The 22236-nt window shown below is 60.6% G+C and carries 21 protein-coding genes; 12 read left to right on the forward strand and 9 right to left on the reverse strand.

Features of this window, described 5'->3' with window-relative positions; translation table 11 throughout:
* Window positions 1–142 precede the first annotated feature (142 nt).
* Window positions 143–1636, reverse strand: coding sequence for a CoA-acylating methylmalonate-semialdehyde dehydrogenase (locus tag E4P00_RS02250; protein ID WP_032878059.1), 1494 nt, complete (start codon window positions 1634–1636; stop codon window positions 143–145).
* A 39-nt stretch (window positions 1637–1675) separates the two neighbouring features.
* Entirely contained in the window at window positions 1676–3025 is a 1350-nt protein-coding gene (locus E4P00_RS02255; protein ID WP_248130595.1) for an aspartate aminotransferase family protein, read from the reverse strand.
* Window positions 3026–3151: 126 nt separating this feature from the next.
* Here E4P00_RS02255 and E4P00_RS02260 point away from each other — a divergent pair, with 126 nt between their 5' ends.
* The 6 genes from E4P00_RS02260 to E4P00_RS02285 all read left to right on the forward strand — a co-directional run bounded on the left by E4P00_RS02260 (window position 3152) and on the right by E4P00_RS02285 (window position 9243).
* A complete protein-coding gene (locus tag E4P00_RS02260) occupies window positions 3152–4072 on the forward strand; it encodes a LysR family transcriptional regulator (protein WP_003188270.1) in 921 nt (306 codons plus the stop codon).
* 87 nt (window positions 4073–4159) lie between these two features.
* Complete coding sequence (locus tag E4P00_RS02265; protein ID WP_228309307.1) at window positions 4160–5554, forward strand: nucleobase:cation symporter-2 family protein; 1395 nt, start codon at window positions 4160–4162, stop codon at window positions 5552–5554.
* A gap of 87 nt (window positions 5555–5641) precedes the next feature.
* Window positions 5642–6301 carry a TetR/AcrR family transcriptional regulator gene (locus tag E4P00_RS02270; RefSeq protein ID WP_005784489.1) on the forward strand — a complete coding sequence of 220 codons (660 nt, stop codon included), beginning with the start codon at window positions 5642–5644 and terminating at the stop codon, window positions 6299–6301.
* A 15-nt stretch (window positions 6302–6316) separates the two neighbouring features.
* Entirely contained in the window at window positions 6317–6898 is a 582-nt protein-coding gene (locus E4P00_RS02275; RefSeq protein ID WP_032878063.1) for a YigZ family protein, read from the forward strand.
* A 55-nt stretch (window positions 6899–6953) separates the two neighbouring features.
* Window positions 6954–7640, forward strand: coding sequence for an SDR family oxidoreductase (locus tag E4P00_RS02280; RefSeq protein ID WP_005784485.1), 687 nt, complete (start codon window positions 6954–6956; stop codon window positions 7638–7640).
* A gap of 244 nt (window positions 7641–7884) precedes the next feature.
* Entirely contained in the window at window positions 7885–9243 is a 1359-nt protein-coding gene (locus E4P00_RS02285; RefSeq protein WP_216090696.1) for an 8-oxoguanine deaminase, read from the forward strand.
* A 74-nt stretch (window positions 9244–9317) separates the two neighbouring features.
* On the opposite strand, the gene E4P00_RS02290 is transcribed toward E4P00_RS02285, so the two are convergent.
* Window positions 9318–10409, reverse strand: a complete 1092-nt coding sequence (locus E4P00_RS02290; protein ID WP_216090695.1) for a calcium:proton antiporter — start codon at window positions 10407–10409, stop codon at window positions 9318–9320.
* A gap of 194 nt (window positions 10410–10603) precedes the next feature.
* Between E4P00_RS02290 and E4P00_RS02295 the strand changes: the two genes are divergently transcribed.
* The gene (locus E4P00_RS02295) at window positions 10604–11557 is read left to right on the forward strand and encodes an adenosine deaminase (protein ID WP_005784479.1); all 954 of its coding nucleotides are present in this window, start codon (window positions 10604–10606) and stop codon (window positions 11555–11557) included.
* 137 nt (window positions 11558–11694) lie between these two features.
* Here E4P00_RS02295 and E4P00_RS02300 read toward each other — a convergent pair whose 3' ends face one another.
* The 3 genes from E4P00_RS02300 to E4P00_RS02310 form a co-directional block, all read right to left on the reverse strand.
* A complete protein-coding gene (locus tag E4P00_RS02300) occupies window positions 11695–13065 on the reverse strand; it encodes an MFS transporter (protein WP_032878067.1) in 1371 nt (456 codons plus the stop codon).
* A 100-nt stretch (window positions 13066–13165) separates the two neighbouring features.
* Entirely contained in the window at window positions 13166–13852 is a 687-nt protein-coding gene (locus E4P00_RS02305; protein WP_248130596.1) for a helix-turn-helix transcriptional regulator, read from the reverse strand.
* A gap of 134 nt (window positions 13853–13986) precedes the next feature.
* Window positions 13987–14916: a LysR family transcriptional regulator gene (locus E4P00_RS02310; RefSeq protein WP_032878069.1), complete on the reverse strand. Its 930-nt coding sequence runs from the start codon at window positions 14914–14916 to the stop codon at window positions 13987–13989.
* Between the two features lie 133 nt (window positions 14917–15049).
* On the opposite strand from E4P00_RS02310, the gene E4P00_RS02315 reads away from it, so the two are divergent.
* The gene (locus E4P00_RS02315; RefSeq protein WP_248130597.1) at window positions 15050–16063 is read left to right on the forward strand and encodes a zinc-binding alcohol dehydrogenase family protein; all 1014 of its coding nucleotides are present in this window, start codon (window positions 15050–15052) and stop codon (window positions 16061–16063) included.
* A gap of 146 nt (window positions 16064–16209) precedes the next feature.
* Window positions 16210–16392 carry a hypothetical protein gene (locus E4P00_RS02320; RefSeq protein WP_216090694.1) on the forward strand — a complete coding sequence of 61 codons (183 nt, stop codon included), beginning with the start codon at window positions 16210–16212 and terminating at the stop codon, window positions 16390–16392.
* An 8-nt stretch (window positions 16393–16400) separates the two neighbouring features.
* Here the strand turns inward: E4P00_RS02320 and E4P00_RS02325 are convergent, their stop codons facing one another.
* A complete protein-coding gene (locus E4P00_RS02325) occupies window positions 16401–17594 on the reverse strand; it encodes a multidrug effflux MFS transporter (RefSeq protein ID WP_032878072.1) in 1194 nt (397 codons plus the stop codon).
* An 88-nt stretch (window positions 17595–17682) separates the two neighbouring features.
* Complete coding sequence (locus E4P00_RS02330; RefSeq protein WP_216090693.1) at window positions 17683–17880, reverse strand: cation transporter; 198 nt, start codon at window positions 17878–17880, stop codon at window positions 17683–17685.
* Window positions 17881–18027: 147 nt separating this feature from the next.
* On the opposite strand from E4P00_RS02330, the gene E4P00_RS02335 reads away from it, so the two are divergent.
* The 3 genes from E4P00_RS02335 to cueR all read left to right on the forward strand — a co-directional run bounded on the left by E4P00_RS02335 (window position 18028) and on the right by cueR (window position 21074).
* Entirely contained in the window at window positions 18028–18408 is a 381-nt protein-coding gene (locus tag E4P00_RS02335) for a hypothetical protein (protein ID WP_032878074.1), read from the forward strand.
* Between the two features lie 66 nt (window positions 18409–18474).
* Complete coding sequence (locus E4P00_RS02340) at window positions 18475–20676, forward strand: heavy metal translocating P-type ATPase (RefSeq protein ID WP_248130598.1); 2202 nt, start codon at window positions 18475–18477, stop codon at window positions 20674–20676.
* A complete protein-coding gene (gene cueR, locus E4P00_RS02345; RefSeq protein ID WP_003188242.1) occupies window positions 20673–21074 on the forward strand; it encodes a Cu(I)-responsive transcriptional regulator in 402 nt (133 codons plus the stop codon). Before E4P00_RS02340 ends, cueR begins: the two co-directional genes overlap by 4 nt.
* A gap of 128 nt (window positions 21075–21202) precedes the next feature.
* On the opposite strand, the gene E4P00_RS02350 is transcribed toward cueR, so the two are convergent.
* A complete protein-coding gene (locus E4P00_RS02350; RefSeq protein ID WP_005784460.1) occupies window positions 21203–22102 on the reverse strand; it encodes a PA4780 family RIO1-like protein kinase in 900 nt (299 codons plus the stop codon).
* Window positions 22103–22236: the final 134 nt, after the last annotated feature.

The following is a 22236-nucleotide window of genomic DNA, read 5'->3' on the forward strand; positions in this document are numbered from 1 at the left end:
CGACTGCGCCGGAAGTGGGGCGAATTATAGGCTTCCAGAATCTGCCGTCAACCTTCTTTTTCACATTTCTGTCATATCGGTCGAAAATGCCTTAGAAACGCGAAAGCCGGCCCCAAGGGGGCCGGCTTTCGCTTATCGAGTCTTACAGACTAGGGAAGGCGAACTGCGACGCTTCATGACTGGCCCGTTGCGGCCAACGCTGAGTGATCGCCTTGCGACGGGTATAGAAACGCACCCCGTCCGGCCCATAGGCGTGCAAGTCGCCAAACAGAGAGCGCTTCCAGCCACCGAAGCTGTGATATGCAACCGGCACCGGCAACGGTACGTTAACCCCTACCATGCCGACCTCAATCTCATCACAGAACAGCCGCGCTGCTTCACCGTCACGCGTGAAGATGCAGGTACCGTTGCCGTATTCATGATCGTTGATCAGTTGCATCGCCGCTTCCAGGCTATCCACCCGGACCACGCACAACACTGGCCCAAAGATCTCTTCTTTATAGATCCGCATCTCGGGGGTAACGCGGTCGAACAGACTGCCGCCAAGGAAAAATCCTTGTTCATGCCCGGCAATGCTCAAGCCGCGACCATCAACGACCAGCTCTGCACCCGCCGAAACACCCTCTTCTATATAGCCACTGACCTTATCTCGTGCCTGCCCCGTCACCAACGGGCCCATATCCAGGCCACAGGAGGTGCCCGCGCCGATCTTCAACGCCTTGACCTGCGGCACCAGCTTAGCGATCAACGCGTCCGCCACCTGGTCGCCCACGCACACCGCCACCGAAATCGCCATGCAACGCTCGCCGCAAGAACCATAAGCCGCGCCCATCAAGGCACTCACGGCGTTGTCCAGGTCTGCATCCGGCATCAGCACCGCATGGTTCTTCGCCCCGCCCAACGCTTGCACACGCTTGCCGCGCTTGGTCGCTTCGCTATAGATGTATTCGGCAATCGGCGTCGAGCCTACAAAGCTCAAGGCTTTAACTTCCGGCGCTTGAATCAATGCGTCCACCGCGCCTTTGTCGCCGTGCACCACACTCAGTACGCCTTTAGGCAGCCCAGCCTCCTGCAACAGTTGCGCGATCAACAACGTAGAACTCGGATCACGCTCCGAAGGTTTGAGGATGAAACAGTTACCGCACACAATCGCCAGCGGGTACATCCACAACGGCACCATCGCCGGGAAGTTGAACGGGGTGATACCCGCCACCACGCCTAGCGGCTGGAAGTCCGACCAGGCATCAATGTTCGGCCCCACGTTGCGGCTGTATTCGCCCTTGAGAATCTCCGGTGCCGAGCACGCGTACTCCACGTTCTCGATCCCACGCTTGAGTTCACCCGCCGCGTCTTCCAGGGTCTTGCCATGCTCCTCACTGATCAACTGCGAGATACGTGCTTCGTTTTGCTCCAGCAACTGCTTGAAACGGAACATCACCTGGGCACGCTTGGCCGGAGGCGTATTGCGCCAGGCCGGAAACGCCGCCTTGGCTGAGTCAATCGCCTGTTGAATGGTTTCACGGCTGGCCAACGGCACCTGGTGAATCACCTGGCCGGTAGACGGGTTATAGACGTCGGCACTACGACCGCTGTCGTTGACCAGCTCACCGTTGATCAAATGCTGGATAAGGCTCATGCAGGGCTCCTGAAAAATTGTTCTATATAGAAGGAGAAATCAGTCGATCTTGTTCAGCACGTCGCCGACCGCGTCAAACAGACGGTCCAGGTCCTGCGGCTTGCTGTTGAAGGTTGGCCCGAACTGCAGGGTGTCGCCGCCAAAACGCACATAGAAACCGGCCTTCCACAATGCCATGCCGGCCTCGAATGGACGCACGATGGCATCCCCATCACGCGGGGCAATCTGGATAGCACCGGCCAGGCCGTAGTTGCGAATGTCGATCACATTCTTGCTGCCCTTCAAACCGTGCAGCGCATTCTCAAAGTGCGGTGCGACTTCGGCTACGCTCTGCACCAGGTTTTCTTTCTGCAACAGGTCCAATGCCGCCAAGCCCGCCGCGCAAGCCACCGGGTGCGCCGAGTAGGTGTAGCCGTGGGGGAATTCCACGGCGTATTCCGGCGTCGCCTGGTTCATGAAGGTCTGGTAGATCTCGCTGCTGGCGATCACCGCGCCCATCGGAATAGCGCCATTGGTGACCTGCTTGGCGATACACATCAGGTCTGGGGTCACGCCAAAACTGTCGGCACCGAACATTGAGCCGGTACGGCCGAAGCCTGTGATCACCTCGTCGAACACCAAAAGGATATTATGCTGGTCGCAAATTTCGCGCAGGCGCTTGAGATAACCCTGCGGTGGCACCAATACGCCAGCTGAACCGGCCATCGGCTCGACAAACACGGCTGCGATGTTCGACGCGTCATGCAACTCGATCAGCTTGAGCAACTCATCGGCCAAGGCAATACCGCCCTGCTCCGGCATGCCCCGGGAGAAGGCGTTGCTGGTCAGCAAGGTGTGAGGCAGGTGGTCGACATCCATCATCGCCTGGCCAAACAGCTTACGGTTACCGTTCACACCGCCCAGGCTGGTACCGGCGATGTTCACGCCGTGGTAACCACGGGCGCGACCAATCATCTTGGTCTTGGTGGCCTGGCCTTTGAGGCGCCAGTAAGCCCGCACCATCTTCACCGCCGTATCGGCACATTCAGAGCCCGAATCGGTGAAAAACACATGATTCAGGTTGCCTGGGGTCAGGTCGGTGATCTTTTCCGCTAACTGGAAGGACAACGGATGACCGTATTGGAAGCCCGGAGAGTAGTCCAAGGTGCCCAATTGCTTAGCGACCGCTTCCTGGATTTCCTTGCGCGTATGCCCGGCGCCACAGGTCCACAGGCCCGACAACGAATCATAAACCTTGCGCCCCTTGTCATCGGTCAACCAGCTACCCTCGGCGGCCACGATCAGGCGCGGGTCGCGCTGAAAGTTGCGGTTGGCGGTGTAGGGCATCCAGTGCGCATCCAGCTTGAGTTGGCTGGCCAGGGTCGATGGGGCGTTTTCGGGCATGTTCATCAGCAAAACCTCGCAGGGCAACAGGCAGCGTCGGGATTGAAAAAGCGTTGTTGCAGCTAAATTGCCACGGGGATAAAGTCGGTGAAATCCAACTCTTCTAACCTTCAGTCAGGACTTCACTAAACTATGAGCAGCCGTCGTCCCGACCCTTTGGCCCAAGTCAGCGACTTCGACATTCGCTTGCTGCGCATCTTTCGCAGCGTGGTGGAATGCGGCGGCTTCTCGGCGGCAGAGACCGTGCTCGGCATCGGCCGCTCGGCCATCAGCCAGCAGATGAGCGACCTGGAGCAGCGGCTCGGCCTCAGACTTTGCCAACGCGGCCGCGCCGGTTTTTCCCTGACGGAGGAAGGCCGCGAGGTTTATCAGTCAGCCCTGCAATTGTTGAGCGCCCTGGAAAGCTTTCGCACCGAGGTCAACGGCCTGCACCAGCATTTGCGCGGCGAGTTGATCATCGGCCTCACCGACAACCTCGTCACCCTGCCGCATATGCGCATCACCCACGCACTGGCGCAGTTGAAGGAACGCGGCCCGGACGTGCAGATCCAGATCCGCATGATCGCCCCCAATGAAGTAGAACAAGGTGTACTTGATGGCCGTCTGCATGTCGGCGTGGTGCCCCAGGCCAGCGCCCTGTCGGGTCTGGAATACCAACCGCTGTACAGCGAGCGCTCACTGCTTTATTGCGCGGTCGGGCACCCGCTCTTTTACGCCGACAACAAACAACTCGATGACGAGCGCATCGATAGCCAGGACGCCATCGCCCCTACCTTTCGCCTCCCCGCAGAGATCCAGGCCCACTACCAGGCGCTCAACTGCACGGCCAGCGCTTCGGACCGTGAAGGCATGGCGTTCCTGATCCTCACTGGCCGCTATATCGGCTACTTGCCCGATCACTACGCCAGCCTGTGGGTGCAACAAGGCCGACTGCGCGCGCTGAAACCGGCTACACGTTTTTACGATTTGAGCCTGGCATCGGTCACGCGCAAAGGCCGGCGCCCTCATTTGGTGCTGGAAAGTTTCCTTGAAAGCCTGGCCGCGACGCGCTAACTCGGGCCTCACGCAAAAAGCTGAGCACATGGACAGCTTTTTGCAAGGCACAAGGACCTTGAACCGTCCGCCTCGAGTCTACCCGCCATGCCACCAGAATCTGCCAGCCCCAGCGACCTGATCTACGGCCTCAACGACCGCCCCAAACCACTGCCGGCTCTATTGGCAGCACTACAACATGTGCTGGCGGCGTTCGTCGGCATCATTACTCCGCCGCTGATCATCGGCTCCACGCTCGGCCTCACCGCCCACCTGCCCTATCTGATCAGCATGGCGCTGATGGTGTCCGGCGTAGGCACGTTCATCCAGGCACGCAGGCCGTATGGTATCGGCGCCGGTATGATCTGCCTGCAAGGCACTAGCTTTGCGTTTCTCGGCGCGGTGTTGGCGGCAGGCTTTCTAGTCAAGCAACGCGGCGGCAGCCCGGAAGACATTCTGGCGATGATCTTCGGCGTGTGCTTCTTCGGCGCGGCGGTACAGATCGTGTTGAGCCGCTTCATCGGCCAACTGCGTCGTGTCATCACCCCCCTTGTAACGGGGATCGTCATCACGTTGATCGGCATCAGCCTGATCAAAGTGGGGATTACCGACCTCGGCGGCGGTTTTAATGCGCCAGACTTCGGCGCCCCTGCGAACCTGGCACTCGGCCTGTTCGTGGTACTGACAATCATCCTGCTTAACCGCTCCAATACCCCGTGGGTACGCTTGAGCGCCATTATCATCGGCCTGGCCCTGGGGAGCCTCGCGGCGTGGTTCAGCGGTAAACTGGTGCCCCAAGCCCTGCCCGACTTGCCCTTGATCAGCCTGCCGATGCCGTTCCGATTTGGTTTCAACTTTGACTGGAGCGCTTTCCTGCCGATTGCGCTGATTTATCTGATCAGCAGCATCGAAACCGTCGGCGACCTCACGGCCAATTGCATGATCGCCCGCCAACCCATCAGCGGTGCATCTTATATAAGCCGGCTCAAGGGCGGCGTGCTGGGCGATGGCGTGAGCTGCATGATTGCCGCCACCTTCAGCGCGTTCCCCAACACCACCTTTGCCCAGAACAATGGCGTGATCCAGCTCACCGGCGTGGCCAGCCGTTACGTCGGTTTGTATATCGGTGTGCTGCTGTTCTGTCTGGGCCTGTTTCCATTGATCGGCGCCGTACTGCAGCAAATCCCCAAGCCGGTGCTGGGCGGCGCGACCCTGGTGATGTTCGGCAGCGTGGCCGCCGCCGGCGTGCGTATCCTCGCCCAGGCGCCGCTGGATCGACGCAGCATGTTGATCATTGCCACCTCGTTTGGCGTCGGCCTGGGTATCGCCGCTCAACCCAACTTGCTGCACCTGATGCCGACACTGGTACAGAACCTGTTCGACTCGGCCATCACCAGCGGCGGCCTCACCGCCATCGTATTGTGCCTGTTGCTGCCGGAAGCCAAGGTGAGTACATGCGCTACAAACCCAACAGCGCAAAGCGAAAGCCTGGAGCCGCTTTGACGGTTTTATTGCATCGGGACTTGTCTGAGGCTTGAGGGTGGGTTATCTGTGCACACGTCGCCTTTATCGATCAGCACGGAAACCTCCATGAGCCTCGAAGTTCCTGCCCACAGCAACCACGCCGGTAAACCCGCCAGCCGCATTCGGCAAAAGAACGAACAAGCTATTCTCCAGGCTGCTGAAGATGAATTCGCCCGCCATGGCTACAAAGGCACCAGCATGAACACCATCGCTGCCAGTGCCGGGCTGCCCAAGGCCAACTTGCACTACTACTTCACCAACAAGCTGGGCCTGTATATCGCGGTGCTCAGCAATATCCTCGAATTATGGGACAGCACCTTCAACGCGCTGACCGCCGAGGATGACCCGGCCGTGGCGCTTGCGCGCTACATCCGCACCAAGATGGAGTTCTCGCGGCGCCAACCACAAGCCTCGCGGATCTTCGCCATGGAGATCATCAGCGGCGGCGAATGCCTCACCGAATATTTCGGTCAGGACTATCGCGCCTGGTTCAGTGGCCGAGCCGCGGTGTTCCAGGCGTGGATCGACGCCGGCAAAATGGACCCCGTCGATCCCGTGCACTTGATCTTCCTGCTGTGGGGCAGCACCCAGCACTACGCCGACTTCGCCACCCAGATCTGCCGAGTCACCGGTCGCACCAAGTTGACCAAGCAGGACATGGAAGACGCCGGCACCAACCTGATCCATATCATTCTCAAAGGCTGCGGCATCAAGCCGGCCCTATAAAAAACGAAGCGAGTTATGTCTTTTACGCTGACAGGCTTTTGCGAATTTCGTGAAGAAATACGCAAAAGCCGCTTTATCACCTTGGCGGTGCCGATCACCAGCCCGCAGGACGCCCAGGCGTTTTTCGAGCAGCACAGCGACCTGAACGCCACGCACAACTGCTGGGCCTGGAAGCTGGGCGATCAATACCGCAGCAACGACGACGGCGAACCCGGTGGCACCGCCGGGCGACCGATCCTCGCGGCTATCGAGGCCCAGGGGTTCGATCAGGTCGCGGTGCTGGTGATCCGCTGGTACGGCGGCATTCAATTGGGGACGGGCGGACTCGCCCGCGCCTACGGTGGTGGCGCAAACAAATGCCTGCAAAATGCCGAGCGTATCGAACTGATCAGCCGTGTGCCCCTGAGCTGCGCCTGTGGGTTCTCCGAGCTGAACCTGGTGAAGCTGCGCGTCGCCGAACTCGGCGGTTTAGTGCTGGAAGAAACCTTCACCGCCAACGGCGTGGAGCTACACCTTGCACTGGCAGGGGCACACATCGACACCCTGCAAACCCAGCTCGCCGACCTGAGCCGTGGGCGCATCCTGCTGCAACGCTGAAACTGCTACTGTTAGGCGCTGAACTCCCTGAACCGCGACTTCAAAGGAAGCCTTCATGTCTACGCCAAAAACCGCACTGATCATCGGCGCCTCGCGCGGGCTGGGCCTTGGCCTGGTCAAGCAACTGCTCCAGGATGGCTGGGACGTCACCGCCACCGTGCGTGATCCGCACAAGGCCGATGCCCTCAAAGCTGTGGGCCCGGTGCAGATCGAGAAATTGGATATGGACGATCAGCAAGCCGTGATCGCCCTGGCCCAACGCTTGAAAGACCGCACCTTCGACCTGCTGTTCGTCAACGCTGGCGTCAAGGGCCCGGCGAACCAGGAGCCAGGCCACGCCACCCTCGCAGAGGTCGGCCAGCTGTTTTTCACCAACGCCGTGGCGCCGATCAACCTGGCCCAGCGCTTTGTCGGGCAGATCCGCAAAGACACCGGCGTGCTGGCGTTCATGAGTTCGGTGCTGGGCAGCGTGACCATTCCCGACGGTTCGGACCTGGCGCTGTACAAGGCCAGCAAGGCTGCCCTCAACTCAATGACCAACAGCTTTATCACCCAGTTGGGCGACCACAAGCCGACGGTTCTGTCGCTGCATCCGGGCTGGGTGAAAACCGACATGGGCGGAGAGAACGCACATATCGACGTCGACACCAGCGTGCGCGGCCTGGTGGATCAAGTAAATGCCTACACCGGCAAGGGCGGCCATCACTTCGTGGACTACAAGGGCGACACCATCGCCTGGTAAATACACCGATCAACCTGTGGAAGGGGGCTTGCTCCCGATGGCTGAGTGTCAGTCAATGCTGTGTGGACTGGCCCACCGCTATCGGGAGCAAGCCCCCCTCCCACTCTGTACCTACTCCTACAGCTAGACCCCGTAATGAACTACACGTAATCTAGCCCCCTCGCCCTCCCCGGCGACCCTGGATCAGCAGACAGGGCAACACTGAGCTGGCAAACCTGAACCCATCATTCAGAGGAGCCGGCCAATGCCTGCGACCCGTATCTGGTTAAAAAACCCCCTCGCGATTTTCACTGCCAATGGCCTCGACGCCCGTGGCGGCCTGGTGCTGCAAGACGGTGTGATCACCGAATTACTGGCCCAGGGCCAAGAACCGGCACAACCCTGCACGCAGGTGTTCGATGCTCGCGAACATGTGGTCCTGCCCGGGCTGATCAACACTCACCATCATTTCTATCAAACCCTCACCCGCGCCTGGGGCCCGGTGGTCAACCAGCCGCTGTTTCCCTGGCTGAAAACGCTGTACCCGGTATGGGCGCGGCTTACCCCGGGAAAACTCGCCCTGGCCAGCAAAGTCGCCCTGGCTGAATTGCTGCTGTCGGGCTGCACCACCGCGGCCGACCACCACTACCTGTTCCCCGATGGTTTGGAAAACGCCATTGATGTGCAGGTAGCCAGCGTGCGCGAACTGGGGATGCGCGCCATGCTCACCCGCGGCTCCATGAGCCTGGGCGAAGCCGATGGCGGCCTGCCACCGCAGCAGACCGTGCAACAGGGCCAGGTCATTCTTGACGACAGCCAGCGCCTGATCCGCGAATATCACGAGCGGGGTGACGGCGCGCAGATTCAGATTGCCCTGGCTCCGTGCTCGCCGTTTTCCGTCACCCCCGAGATCATGCAAGCCAGCGCCGAATTGGCCAACCGCCTGGATGTGCGCCTGCATACCCACTTGGCGGAAACCCTCGACGAAGAAGACTTCTGCCTGCAACGCTTCGGCCTGCGTACCGTGGATTATCTCGACAGCGTCGGCTGGCTCGGCCCACGCACCTGGCTGGCCCACGGCATTCACTTCAACCCGGATGAAATCGCACGCCTGGGTGCCGCCGGTACGGGGATCTGCCACTGCCCAAGCTCCAACATGCGCCTGGCTTCCGGTATCTGCCCGACCCTGGACCTGCTTGCCGCCGGCGCGCCCATCGGGCTGGGCGTGGACGGCTCGGCGTCCAACGATGCCTCGAACATGATCCTTGAAGCGCGTCAGGCCCTGTACATTCAGCGCCTGCGTTATGGCGCAGAAAAGATCACCCCAGAAGGCGTGCTGGGCTGGGCAACCAAAGGTTCGGCACAGTTGCTGGGCCGAACGGACATCGGTGAATTGGCCGTAGGCAAGCAGGCTGACCTGGCATTGTTCAAACTTGATGAGCTGCGCTTCTCCGGTAGCCACGATCCGATTTCAGCGCTGCTGTTGTGCGGTGCGGACCGGGCGGATCGAGTGATGATCGGCGGCCAGTGGCGGGTGATCGACGGCCAAGTCGAAGGCCTGGACCTGAAAGGCTTGATCGCCGATCACACCCAGGCGGCTCGCCAACTCATCGCCGGCACCTGAGCCAGACGCCGATCAAAATGTGGGAGGGGGGCCTGCTCGCTCCCACATTGGGTCTACGGCGTCATCAAAAACAGTTACAGCCCCAGCAGCGACAACATAATAAAAGTCGCAAACAACACAAAATGAGTCATCCCTTCAATGGCATTCGTCTCGCCATCGTTGAGGTTGATCGCGCTGACAATCAGCGTGATAAACACCATCACCGTCTGCACCGGCGTCATCGCCATCTGGAACGGCTGGCCGCTATAGAGCGCCATGGCTTCCATCACCGGCACCGTCAGGATCACCGTAGACAACGAAGCACCCAACGCGATATTCACCACCGACTGCATACGGTTGGCCAATGCAGCGCGCAATGCCGTCAGAATCTCTGGCGCGGCCGAGATAGCCGCCACCACAATCGCCGTGATCACCGGCGGCGCGCCCGTGCCTTCCAGGCCCAGATCCAGGGTTTTGGACATCACCTCGGCCAACGCGCCAATCACAATCACGCCAAACACCAACGTGCCTATCGAGAACGCGAGGTTAACGGGCGGTGTGTGTTCTTCTTCGGTTGATTTCTTGCGGCGTTTTTCCGGGTAGCTGTAGCTGAAGAAATAACTGTGTGGGCCTACCTGCATCCTCAGGAACAAGGTGTAGAGCACCACCATCGCGCCAATGGTGAAGGCCGAGTAAATTTTCCAATCGGCCTCGGGGATAAATTCCGGTACCACCATCGACACGCCCATGGCGGTGAGGATCATCACGCTGTAGGTGCGCGCTGAGTCATCGTTGTAGGACTGTTCCCCATGCTTGATGCCCCCCATCAAGGCGGCCAGGCCGAGAATACCGTTGATATCCAGCATCACCGCCGAGTAAATGGTATCGCGCACCAGGGTGGGCGATGGCTCGTTGCTCATCATGATCGCCAGGATCACCACTTCCACCAATACGGCCGCGAGGGTCAGGATCATGGTGCCGTAGGGGTCGCCAACCTTTTCTGCCAACTGCTCGGCGTGATGGGCTACGCGCATTGAGGCCATTACGATAAACGCGATCAGCGCAGCACCGGCCAGCAGGGCCACCAGTTGCCCGCTGTGGAGCATCCAGTGCTCCAGCGGATAAGCCGCAATGGCGGCAATCAGCGCCAGCAGCATGAATTTTTCTTGCTTGAAGTGTGTGAGCATTACGGGCCTTTTCGTGCAGCGAATCAGTCATTGATGGGGTACAGACTGCGCCAAGCCGCTAACGTTTCGTTACACCTTAGTTCAGCTCACCCTTGCGTGAGTGACACAAATACTCTCCTGCTGGTCAGGTTTTGCCGATTATTTCAGCCATGGCCTGTAGAATGCCGCCATTGCAACCTGATGAGATTTTAACTATGTACGATTGGCTCAACGCCCTGCCCAAGGCTGAACTGCACCTGCACCTGGAGGGTTCGCTGGAGCCTGAGTTGCTGTTCGCCCTGGCCGAGCGCAACAAGATTGCGCTGCCGTGGAACGACGTCGACACCCTGCGCAAGGCCTACGCCTTCAACAACCTGCAAGAGTTTCTCGACCTGTATTACAAAGGTGCCGATGTGCTGCGCACGTCCCAGGATTTCTACGACCTGACCTGGGCCTACCTGCTGCGCTGCAAGGCCCAGAACGTGATCCACACCGAACCGTTCTTCGATCCGCAAACCCACACCGACCGTGGCATCCCGTTCGAAGTCGTGCTGAACGGCATCGCCGCTGCGCTTAAAGATGGCGAGCAGCAACTGGGCATCACCAGCGGCTTGATCCTCAGCTTCCTGCGCCACCTGAGCGAAGCCGAAGCCGAGAAAACTCTCGACCAGGCCCTGCCGTTCCGTGACGCGTTCGTGGCCGTGGGCCTGGACAGCTCGGAAATGGGTCACCCGCCGAGCAAGTTCCAGCGCGTGTTCGACCGTGCCCGCCACGAAGGCTTCCTCACCGTCGCCCACGCCGGCGAAGAAGGCCCGCCCGAGTACATCTGGGAAGCGCTCGACCTGCTGAAAATCCAGCGTATCGACCACGGCGTGCGTGCCATTGAAGATGAACGCTTGATGCAGCGCATCATCGACGAACAGATCCCGCTGACGGTATGCCCGCTGTCCAACACCAAACTCTGCGTGTTCGACGACATGGCCCAGCACAACATCCTCGACATGCTCGAACGTGGCGTGAAAGTTACCGTGAACTCGGACGACCCGGCCTACTTCGGCGGTTATGTCACCGAGAACTTCCACGCGCTGCATACCTCCCTGGGCATGACCCAGGACCAGGCCAAACGCCTGGCGCAGAACAGCCTGGATGCGCGGCTCGTAAAGCCATAACCGGCCATCATTGAACGAATGCAGGCTAAATGTGGGAGGGGGCTTGCCCCCGATGGCGGTGGGTCAGTCACAGATGTGTTTACTGACACTCCCTCATCGGGAGCAAGCCCCCTCCCACATAGGTTTTGCGCTGACCTTTAGATTTGGGTGAGCTCTTCCAGCGTCTTGCCCTTGGTCTCCATCCCGAACACCCACACCACCAGCGCCGCCACGGCAAAGCACAACGCCCCCAAGGCAAATACCCCGCCCTGCCCGGTTATCGGAAATACCAACCCGGTCACCAACGGCCCCAGCAACGAGCCTACGCGGCCAATTGCTGACGCAAATCCGGAACCTGTAGCTCGCGCCGAAGTGGGATATAGCTCCGGCGTGTAGGTGTACAGCACCGCCCACATGCCAAACAGGAAAAACTGCATCAACAACCCGGAGGTGATCAGCAGGGCCACATTGCCGCCAAACACAGCACTTTGCCCATACAGAAACGCCATCACCCCGCCACCCAGCAGCGTCACGACGCACACCGGTTTACGCCCCCAGCGCTCGACCAGCCAGGCCGCCATCAAAAAGCCGGGGATCCCGCCCAGGGAAATGATCACCGTGTAATACACCGACTGGGTCACGGCGAAACCCGATTGCTGCAATAGCGCGCTCAACCACGACGTCAGCCCGTAGAACCCGAGCAAGGCAAAGAACCACACGCTCCAGATCATCATCGTGCGTTGGCGGTACTGCGCCGACCACAGCTGCTGGAACGCGGAAAAGAATGTACCCGGCGTACTCTCTACCCATGGCAGGGCCATCGGCTCCGGCAAATCGGCGCGGCCCAGGGAGTCGCGTACCTTCTGCTCGATACCCAGCAATACCTTGTCCGCCGCTTCGTGGCGCCCGGCCTGTTCCAGCCAACGCGGCGACTCTGGAATAAAGAAGCGGATGGCCAACACAAACACCGCCGGTACCGCCAACACCAGGAAGATGTCGCGCCAACCAATCACCGGCAGCAAAAAGTACGACAGCACCCCGGCGGCTACAAAGCCCAACGGCCAGAAACCATCCATCAACGCGATGTAACGCCCGCGCCGTTTGGCGGGAATCAACTCCGACAGCATCGACTGAGCAATAGGAAACTCCATGCCCATGCCAATGCCCAACAGGATCCGAAACAACGTCAACGCCTCCACCGTCTGCGCCGTGGAGCACAGGTAACTGGCAACGCCCCACAACACGATGCTCCACTGAAACACCGGTTTGCGCCCAAAGCGATCCGCGAGCATTCCAGAAAGAGAAGCACCCACCACCATGCCGAAAAAACTCGAACTGGCCAGCAACCCGGCCTGGGCCGTGCTCAAGCCAAACTCGGTTTTGATCGAGCCCAACAGAAAGGTCATCATTGCCAAGTCCATGGAGTCGAAGAAAAACGCCAAGGCAATGATGATGAAGATGACTCGGTGGTAACCGCTGATGGGCAACCGTTCCAGCCGCTGCGCTGCGCTATAACCCTGCCTGACCATGCCGCATCCCCCCGTATGAAAAATCCCCTTGGCGAGTGTGCGGCATCGTTTGTCCTGGCTATTGCTGGATGCGACCTGATTGCAGCTCTGAACGACGCGCTTAACGTGCCGCCAGCCGGCTGATCTCCCTGAGCCCTGCCTCGTTGACTGACAAGGCACGCGACTCGTTGATCACGCTGATCCAGTTGGCCTGCAGAAACAGCTGCATCAACCCCGCCCCCAATGCTCCGCCCAGATGCGGTTGCTGCTGGCTCCAGTCGAAACAGTCGCACACCAGCGGCGCTGCCAGGGCCTGGATAAAAATCCCCAGGTCCGCCAAATGCTGCGCGCCCTTGACCGTAACCTCGGTACGCTGCTCATGGCGCTCGAACCATCCGGCCTCAAGCATCCGTTGATACAACTGCGCCGCCAACTCGCCGCCGAGATGGCCGTGACACCAGCGGGCACGGCGCAACAACTGCGGTGCCATCAGTGCCGGCGGCAAGGCTTGCGGTGTGCTGCGCGCCGCGCTGGCCATGGTGGTGCTGACCAGCGCATCAATGGCGGCACTCACATCCGCAGCCGCCACGCGAAACAAGCGCTTGCCACGTCGGGCCTCGGTCCGCAGCAAACCGCTGCCGGTCAGCCGCGCCAAATGGGCATTGGCCGACGCCGGCGACAACCCGGCCAGCGTTGCCAGCTCTTCTGAAGACTTCGCCGAACCGTCCATCAGGGCCCAGAGCATGGCCGTGCGTTTGGGCTCGGCAAGCAAGCTGGCGATCTGACTGATGCAAGGTGCTGCTTCCATGTATTCACTCCCTGTAAGACCATTTTTCTGCTGCGGTTGACGCCAAAGTATAGGTGCGCACGCAGCAGGTTCCGCGGCCTCCGACAGCTCGGATCAGGACAGGGTATGAGTGAAATTTCCGATCATTACGCAGGCTATTGCCCAGTCGCCGTTCGCCCCGGTCGTTGCGCCGTCAAGGTCGCACAGCGGGACACGAGCATCTCCCGCAGCAGATTGATGGGTTTGCTCAATTGCGCACGATGGGCACATAGCAAGTTGAGCGGTGTGCGCTCGCCCTGCAGCTGCGGCAGGATCAAACGCAAGCGCCCGGCCAGCACGTCGGTGCTGATATCCAACCAGGATTTGTAAGCGATGCCCATGCCCGCCACCGCCCAGCGCCGCACCACATCGGCGTCATCACTGAACCGGTCACCACTGACTGTCAGGCTCACGTGGCGCTTGCCGTCATAAAACCCCCAATGGTCATGCACCCGGCTGCCGAGCATGTACAGCAGGCAATTGTGCTGGGCCAGTTGCTCCAGATGCTGGGGTTCGCCATGCCGGGCGAGGTAGCTCGGCGCGGCGCACAGCACACGAATATTGTCCGGGGCGATGGGCAGAGCCACCAGGCTGGAATCTTCGGGTTCACCATAGCGCAGGGCTATGTCCACTGGCTGGCGGAACAGGTCGGCAATGCGATCGCCCAGCAACAGGCGCACGTTCAGTTGCGGGTGTTGCTGCTGGAACTCATCCAGCCACGGCAACAGCTGGTTGCGACCAAAATCCGACGGCGCCGACAATTGCAGCACGCCGCTCACATGATCCTGGCCACTGGCCAATAAGCGCCGGCCATCGTCCAGCGCACTTAATGACGCACGCGCATATTCCAGGAAGCCCTCGCCTTCGGCAGTCAGGCGCAGGCTGCGGGTGGAGCGCGCCAGCAAACGCGTGCCCAGCTGTTGTTCGATACGCTTGAGCGCGGCGCTGGCCACTGCCGGTGACAGGTCCATCACCCGTGCCGCCGCCGACAGGCTGCCCAGGTCCGCAGCACGTACAAACAACTGCAAATCATCAAAACGCAGCATGGAACTCCGCCAATTATCAAAATTTGGTTGAAACAGACTGCTGTTTTAGCCGCTTTTATCTGCGTAGGAAATAGCCAATCATCTGCCCATCCCGTTCTTAGCTATATCACTCAGACCTTTTACCGGAGCCCTCATGAAAGCCATTGCCTACTACACGTCATTGCCGATCAACGACCCAAAATCCCTGCAAGATATAGAGCTGCCGGAGCCCGTGGCCGGCCCGCGCGACCTGCTGGTGGAAGTCAAAGCCATCTCGGTCAACCCGGTGGACACCAAGGTGCGCCACAACGTCGCCCCGGAAAATGGCGACGCCAAGGTGTTGGGCTGGGACGTGGCCGGTGTGGTCAAGGCGGTCGGCAGCGATGTGACGCTGTTCAAAGCCGGTGACAAGGTGTTCTACGCCGGCTCCCTGGTGCGCCCAGGCGGCAACAGCGAACTGCATACGGTCGATGAACGCATCGTCGGCCATATGCCCAAAAGCCTGGGGTTTGCCGAAGCGGCCGCGCTGCCGTTGACCGCTATCACCGCGTGGGAGCTGCTGTTTGAACGTTTGCAAATACCCGAAGGCAAGGAAGATCACGGCCAGAGCCTGCTGATCGTCGGCGCTGCCGGCGGCGTGGGGTCGATCCTGACCCAACTGGCCAACCAACTCACGGCGCTGAAAGTCATCGGTACCGCCTCGCGCCCCGAGACTCAGGAATGGGCCAAAGCCTTGGGCGCCCACGTAGTGATCGACCACAGCCAGCCGCTGAGCGAAGCGCTGAAACATGCAGGCCTTGGGCAAGTGACCCACGTCGCCAGCCTGACCCAAACCGAGCATCACCTGGATCAACTGGTGGAAGCGCTGCAACCCCAAGGCAAGCTGGCGTTGATCGACGACCCCAAGGCGCTGGATGTAAGCAAGCTCAAGCGCAAGAGCCTGTCGCTGCACTGGGAGTTCATGTACACCCGCTCGATGTTCGAGACGCCCGACATGATCGAGCAGCACACCCTGCTTAACCGCGTGGCCGATCTGATCGACGCCGGCACCCTGAAAACAACGGTGGGCGAGCATTTTGGTGTGATCAATGCAGCCAATGTGCGCCGTGCCCACGCGCTGCTGGAAAGCGGCAAGGCCAAGGGCAAGATCGTGCTGGAAGGGTTCTGAAAAAACGACTGTCAGTGTCGTCCGTTATTCATGTAAGTAATGGACGACACCATTAGTCTGAGAGTTGACCCTTGTCATATTTTTAAGGGGATTCGGGTTTATATTGGCCGCCTTTGCCACGAGTCTTTTACGCGAGGAAGTCAGCAATGAAGATCCTGATAAAAGCGTCAGCAAAATCCCCAGGCAGCCAATGGCAGGTTCGTCTCGACGGCGAAGCCATCACCTTCCGCAGTGAAGCCGAGGCCCGCGCCTTCGTTGACACCCTGCAAGCGCGGATCCAGGCCCCCCACCGTTTCCCCCTCGGCCAGCAGCGCTCTGCCGCTGGCTGACCCGTCTATCAGACCTGCGCCTGCGTGGCCCTTGCCCGTTGCAGGCGCTGGGTCGACATTGCAATCGTTACCGCCAGCACACCGCACAAGCTGATGACCATGGCCATCGGCATCGCCGTACCATCATGCAACACGCCGACCAGCGACGCCGCACCCGCCGCCACGCCGAACTGGATACACCCGAGCAACGCCGAGGCACTGCCCGCCCGTGCGCCTTGCCCGCTCATGGCACAGGCCGAGGTGTTCGGCAAAATGCAGCCCAGGCTGGCGATGCAGATAAACAGCGGCACCAGCAACGGCCACAGCGCCTCAGTACGCAGCGCGGCAATCCCCAGCAGCGTCAACGCCGCCGCCACGTAGACCCACACCGTACGCGACAGCAAAAACGCCGGGCCACGCTTGGCCAGCAACCGCGCATTCAACTGCGCCACCAGGATAAAGCCGGCGGCGTTGGAACCGAACAGCCAGCCGTAATGCTCGGCAGGCACGCCGTAGAGTTTGATAAATACGAAGGGGGAGCCGGCGATGTAGGCAAACATCCCGGCAATCGAGATGCCGCCGGTCAAGGCATAGCCCAGGTACACGCGGTCCGACAACAGCGAGCCGTAGCGGCGCAACGAACCAGACAATGGCTGGCGCGGTTGATCGGCCGGGAAGGTTTCCGGCAAGCCGACTGCCACGGCGATAGCCGCCATCACGCTGAACAACGACAGTGCCAGGAAAATCGATTGCCAGCCCCACACCCCGACCATCAGCCCCCCCGCCAATGGCGCAAGGATCGGCGCCAGGCCGGTGACCAGCATCAGTTGCGAATACACCTTGGCCGAGCCCACCGCGTCGCACTTGTCACTGACCACCGCCCGGGAAATCACCATGCCTGCACAACCGCCAAGGGCCTGCACGAAACGCGCGCCGATCAGCCACTCCAGCGACGGCGCGTAGGCACAGGCGAAGGATGCGAGGGTAAACAAGGTGACGCCGCTGAGCAGCGGCACGCGCCGACCGAAACGGTCAGCCAGCGGGCCGTAGATCAATTGACCGATAGCCAGGCCGGCGAAATACACCGCCAAGGTTAACTGGATATGTTTTTCGTCAGTGGCAAAGGCCGTGGCCATGGCCGGAAAGCCCGGCAGGTAGAAGTCGATCGCCAACGGCGCGAAGGCGCTCAAGGCGCCCAGAATCAGGATTATGCGAAGGTTCATCAGACACCCAAGTGAGTCGGCAGCTCGACAGTCTAGCCGCGCTTGGGTGCCGTGAACATTACGTTAGGTCGCTAACGATCAGAAAAAATCACGCCAGTTTGGCGGTGTAGCCCTCCTCGGTGATCAGTTGGACGACCTTATCCGAGGGCAGACTGCTTGCCACGCGCACTTCTTTAGTGCCCAAATCTACTTCGACACTCGCTGCCGGGTCCTGGCTCTGTACCGCCTGGGTCACTGATCGAACGCAATGGCCGCAGGTCATTCCTTCAACATTGAATATTTGCATGACATGACTCCTTTGATGAGGTTGAACCCAGTCTCAAGCTTGCCATTATGGCAAGGTCAAGCTTCAAAAAAATCGGCCGGGCTGGTATTCGCAGGCGACGTCGGCCAAGCTTCAACTTTCCTCGCTGTGAACCATGGAGCATTCGCCATGCGCTGGTCGTTTTTTGCCCTTGCCGGCCTGATGAGCTTGTCTGCCGCTGCGCCCCAAGCTCTCGCCGCTGAAGATTATGCGGTGCTGATCATTTCCCGCGAACGCCTGGAAGTACCCACCAATTGCGAAATTGGCCTGTATCTTCAGGACCAACTGGCCGGACGCCTGTTCCAGGAACAAGCCACCTCGTTCAATCTGCCCGCAGGTAACGTGTCGCTGCGCCTCAAGCTATTGCCAGGCCAGTCCCCGGGCTGCCAGCCAGGGATGCTGGCGCCGGCGGCGCAGAACATTACGTTGAAAGCCGGTGATGTCCGCAAATTGCGTATTGCCCAGGGCCAGGACGGCATGTACCTCAAACCTGCCGCATTGGAATACTGAAGACGCTTGACCTTCCCCACAGGTTAAGGTTGATCCTAGTGGCAACTTCTTCTGGAGGACTGCCCCATGAATGGATCCACCACATTTGACTTGCCCATCGGCGGCATGACCTGCGCCAGCTGTGCCGGCCGCGTCGAACGCGCGCTGGGCAAGGTGCCGGGGGTGCAACGCGTGAGCGTCAACCTGGCCAACGAACGCGCCCATATCGAAGTGCTCGGCCCGATGGATGCCAGCGTGTTGATCGCCGCAGTCGACAAAGCCGGCTACACCGCCACCCTGCCACAAAGCGAAACCGCCACCGAAGCCGACCAGGCCGGGCGCCTGCGCCGCGAACGCTGGGCGCTGGTGGCGGGGATTGTGCTGGCGCTGCCCCTGGTGCTGCCGATGCTGGTAGAACCCTTCGGCCTGCACTGGATGCTCCCGGCCTGGATACAGTTCGCCCTGGCTACACCGGTGCAATTCATCCTCGGTGCGCGCTTCTATGTTGCCGCATGGAAAGCCGTACGCGCCGGCGCTGGCAACATGGACCTGCTGGTGGCGATCGGCACCAGCGCCGGCTACGGCCTGAGTATCTATGAATGGCTCACCGCCGCCCCAGGCGTGACGCCGCACCTGTACTTCGAAGCTTCAGCAGTGGTCATCGCTCTGGTGCTGCTGGGCAAATACCTGGAAAGCCGCGCCAAGCGCCAGACCGCCAGCGCCATCCGCGCCCTTGAAGCCTTGCGTCCGGAACGGGCGATCCGCGTGCTGGATGGCCGCGAAGAAGACGTCGCGATCAATGCCTTGAAGCACGGTGACCTGGTGCTGGTCAAACCCGGCGAACGCTTCCCGGTAGACGGTGAGGTGGTGGAAGGCCAAAGCCATGCCGATGAAGCGCTGATCAGCGGCGAAAGCCTGCCCGTGCCGAAACAGCCCGGCGCCCCGGTCACCGGTGGTGCCATCAACGGTGAAGGCCGTTTGCTGGTGCGCACCCTGGCCCTGGGCGCGGAGAGCGTGCTGGCGCGCATCATCCGCCTGGTCGAAGACGCCCAGGCCGCCAAGGCACCGATCCAGAAACTGGTGGATAAAGTCAGCCAGGTGTTCGTACCGGCCGTGTTGGTATTGGCACTGATCACCGTAGTGGGCTGGTGGTTGTATGGCGCATCGCTGGAAACCGCGATCATTAATGCGGTCGCCGTGCTGGTGATCGCCTGCCCTTGTGCCCTGGGCCTGGCCACGCCGACCGCGATCATGGCCGGCACCGGCGTCGCAGCACGCCACGGTATTCTGATCAAGGATGCCGAAGCCCTGGAACGCGCCCATGCCGTGAGCGCCGTGGTGTTCGACAAGACCGGCACCCTGACCTCCGGCGCGCCAAAAATTGCGCATCTGGCGGCGGTGGACGGCGATGAATCCCTCTTATTGCAACAGGCCGGCGCCTTGCAACGCGGCAGTGAACATCCGCTGGCCAAGGCCGTGCTGGATGCCTGCCAAGAGAAAGGTCTGGACGTGGCCGATGTGAGCGCCAGCCAATCCCTGACCGGACGCGGCATTGCCGGTACGCTGGACGGTCGCCCACTGGCGCTTGGCAATCGACGCCTGCTGGAGGAAACCGGTCTGGACGCAGGCGATTTGGCTCAGCGTGCCAAGGAATGGGAAGCCGAAGGCCGCACCTTGTCCTGGCTGATCGAGCAAGGTGCGCAACCGCGTGTGCTGGGCCTGTTTGCGTTTGGCGACACCCTCAAGCCCGGCGCACTTGAGGCGGTGCAACAACTCAAGGCGCAGCACATCAGCAGCCACCTGATTACCGGCGATAACCACGGCAGTGCACGGGTCGTTGCGCAGGCGTTGGGGATCGATGACGTGCACGCCGAAGTGCTGCCGGCCTACAAAGCTGCCGCCGTTGCCGAGCTGAAAAAAACCGGGGTGGTGGCCATGGTGGGCGACGGTATCAATGATGCCCCGGCGCTGGCCGCTGCCGATATCGGCATTGCCATGGGCGGCGGCACCGACGTGGCCATGCACGCCGCCGGTATCACCCTGATGCGCGGCGACCCGCGCCTGGTGCCGGCCGCGCTGGAGATCAGCCGCAAGACTTATGCAAAAATTCGACAGAATCTGTTCTGGGCCTTTGTGTATAACTTGATCGGCATTCCCCTGGCCGCCTTCGGCCTGCTCAACCCGGTACTGGCTGGGGCTGCCATGGCCTTGTCCAGCGTCAGCGTGGTGAGCAATGCACTGTTGTTGAAAACCTGGAAACCCAAGGACCTGGAGGATCAACGCCCATGAACATCGGCCAAGCCGCCCGCACCAGCGGGCTGAGTGCAAAGATGATTCGCTACTACGAATCCATCGGCCTGCTGAAAACGGCCCATCGCACCGATAGCGGCTACCGTGTGTATGGCCACGACGACCTGCACACCCTGACGTTTATCAAGCGCTCGCGGGACCTGGGGTTTTCATTGGAAGAGGTCGGCAAGCTGCTGACCTTGTGGGAAGACCGGCAGCGGGCCAGCGCCGACGTAAAAGCCCTGGCGCGCCAGCACATAGACGAGCTCAACCACAAGATTCGCGAGTTGGGGCAACTGCGCGACACCTTGCAGGACCTGATGGAGCACTGCCAGGGCGATCATCGGCCCGATTGCCCGATACTCAAGGAGTTGGCGGCGGGGAACTGCTGCGCCTGACCGGATAAACACAAAACCCAATGTAGGAGCTGGCTTGCCTGCGATAGCATCACCTCGGTGTCACTGATACACCAAGGGGTCTGCATCGCAGGCAAGCCAGCTCCCACATTGGAACGCGCCGTTTTGAGTTACTGCATCCAAGGCGGCGGCGGTGGCTCATCCGGCACTTTGCTCGGTGGCGCATCGTCTGCCGCGCGAATCGCCTGGCGACGCTCTTCATCCAGCCGCGCCGCTTCGATTTCGCGGATCACACCGCCTACGTCCGCCAGCTCTTCCGGTTCGTCGAACTCACCGGTCAACACACTGGCCGGGTGCAAGGTGCCGGCTTCGTACAGCGCCCACATTTCCTTGGCGTACTTGGTCTTCTTCAGCTCCGGGGCAAAGCGTCCAAAGTAGGAAGCCATGTTGCCCACGTCCCGCTCCAGCATGTTGAAGGCGTGGTTGTTGCCCGCCGCATCCACTGCCTGGGGCAGGTCGATGATCACCGGGCCCGTCGGCGTAAGCAGTACGTTGAACTCGGAAAGGTCACCATGCACCAGGCCGGTGCACAACATCAGCACGATCTGCGAGATCAGAAAGGCGTGGTACTCGCGCGCCTGGTCCGGCTCCAGCACCACGTCATTCAGGCGCGGCGCTGCATCACCGTACTCGTCGGCCACCAGCTCCATCAACAGCACGCCCTCAAGGAAGTCGTACGGCTTGGGCACGCGAACGCCCGCACCGGCGAGGCGGAACAGCGCCGCCACTTCGGCGTTCTGCCAGGCATCTTCGGTTTCTTTCTTGCCGAACTTGGAGCCCTTGGCCATGGCCCGGGCCTGGCGGCTGTTACGGACCTTTCGGCCTTCCTGGTATTCGGCCGCCTGACGAAAACTTCGTTTGTTCGCCTCCTTGTAAACCTTCGCGCAACGCAATTCGTTGCCGCAGCGCACCACATAAACAGCTGCTTCTTTACCACTCATGAGTGGGCGCAGCACTTCGTCGACCAGACCGTCTTCGATCAGGGGTTCAATGCGTTTAGGAGTCTTCATCAGCTTTTATTGTGGGTCCTGTATTACCAAACACGCGTGTGGCACTCGTTATACGGCAATCAGCTCGCCGGTGGGAGAGGCTACCGACCTCTGACCCCTTCAGAATGCATGCAATGGGCCAATTTTTTTGGCAA

Source organism: Pseudomonas sp. B329, from assembly GCF_023127835.1.
Lineage (GTDB): Bacteria > Pseudomonadota > Gammaproteobacteria > Pseudomonadales > Pseudomonadaceae > Aquipseudomonas > Aquipseudomonas synxantha_A.

Bases quoted from the DNA above. Each gene is read 5' to 3' on its own strand.
- E4P00_RS02305 (WP_248130596.1), bottom strand. From the start codon at position 13,852: ATGGAAGCAGCACCTTGCATCAGTCAGATCGCCAGCTTGCTTGCCGAG.
- E4P00_RS02340 (WP_248130598.1), top strand. From the start codon at position 18,475: ATGAATGGATCCACCACATTTGACTTGCCCATCGGCGGCATGACCTGC.
- E4P00_RS02300 (WP_032878067.1), bottom strand. From the start codon at position 13,065: ATGGTCAGGCAGGGTTATAGCGCAGCGCAGCGGCTGGAACGGTTGCCC.
- E4P00_RS02285 (WP_216090696.1), top strand. From the start codon at position 7,885: ATGCCTGCGACCCGTATCTGGTTAAAAAACCCCCTCGCGATTTTCACT.
- E4P00_RS02350 (WP_005784460.1), bottom strand. From the start codon at position 22,102: ATGAAGACTCCTAAACGCATTGAACCCCTGATCGAAGACGGTCTGGTC.
- E4P00_RS02250 (WP_032878059.1), bottom strand. From the start codon at position 1,636: ATGAGCCTTATCCAGCATTTGATCAACGGTGAGCTGGTCAACGACAGC.
- cueR (WP_003188242.1), top strand. From the start codon at position 20,673: ATGAACATCGGCCAAGCCGCCCGCACCAGCGGGCTGAGTGCAAAGATG.
- E4P00_RS02320 (WP_216090694.1), top strand. From the start codon at position 16,210: ATGAAGATCCTGATAAAAGCGTCAGCAAAATCCCCAGGCAGCCAATGG.
- E4P00_RS02330 (WP_216090693.1), bottom strand. From the start codon at position 17,880: ATGCAAATATTCAATGTTGAAGGAATGACCTGCGGCCATTGCGTTCGA.
- E4P00_RS02315 (WP_248130597.1), top strand. From the start codon at position 15,050: ATGAAAGCCATTGCCTACTACACGTCATTGCCGATCAACGACCCAAAA.
- E4P00_RS02295 (WP_005784479.1), top strand. From the start codon at position 10,604: ATGTACGATTGGCTCAACGCCCTGCCCAAGGCTGAACTGCACCTGCAC.
- E4P00_RS02255 (WP_248130595.1), bottom strand. From the start codon at position 3,025: ATGAACATGCCCGAAAACGCCCCATCGACCCTGGCCAGCCAACTCAAG.
- E4P00_RS02325 (WP_032878072.1), bottom strand. From the start codon at position 17,594: ATGAACCTTCGCATAATCCTGATTCTGGGCGCCTTGAGCGCCTTCGCG.
- E4P00_RS02335 (WP_032878074.1), top strand. From the start codon at position 18,028: ATGCGCTGGTCGTTTTTTGCCCTTGCCGGCCTGATGAGCTTGTCTGCC.
- E4P00_RS02310 (WP_032878069.1), bottom strand. From the start codon at position 14,916: ATGCTGCGTTTTGATGATTTGCAGTTGTTTGTACGTGCTGCGGACCTG.
- E4P00_RS02275 (WP_032878063.1), top strand. From the start codon at position 6,317: ATGTCTTTTACGCTGACAGGCTTTTGCGAATTTCGTGAAGAAATACGC.
- E4P00_RS02260 (WP_003188270.1), top strand. From the start codon at position 3,152: ATGAGCAGCCGTCGTCCCGACCCTTTGGCCCAAGTCAGCGACTTCGAC.
- E4P00_RS02265 (WP_228309307.1), top strand. From the start codon at position 4,160: ATGCCACCAGAATCTGCCAGCCCCAGCGACCTGATCTACGGCCTCAAC.
- E4P00_RS02280 (WP_005784485.1), top strand. From the start codon at position 6,954: ATGTCTACGCCAAAAACCGCACTGATCATCGGCGCCTCGCGCGGGCTG.
- E4P00_RS02290 (WP_216090695.1), bottom strand. From the start codon at position 10,409: ATGCTCACACACTTCAAGCAAGAAAAATTCATGCTGCTGGCGCTGATT.
- E4P00_RS02270 (WP_005784489.1), top strand. From the start codon at position 5,642: ATGAGCCTCGAAGTTCCTGCCCACAGCAACCACGCCGGTAAACCCGCC.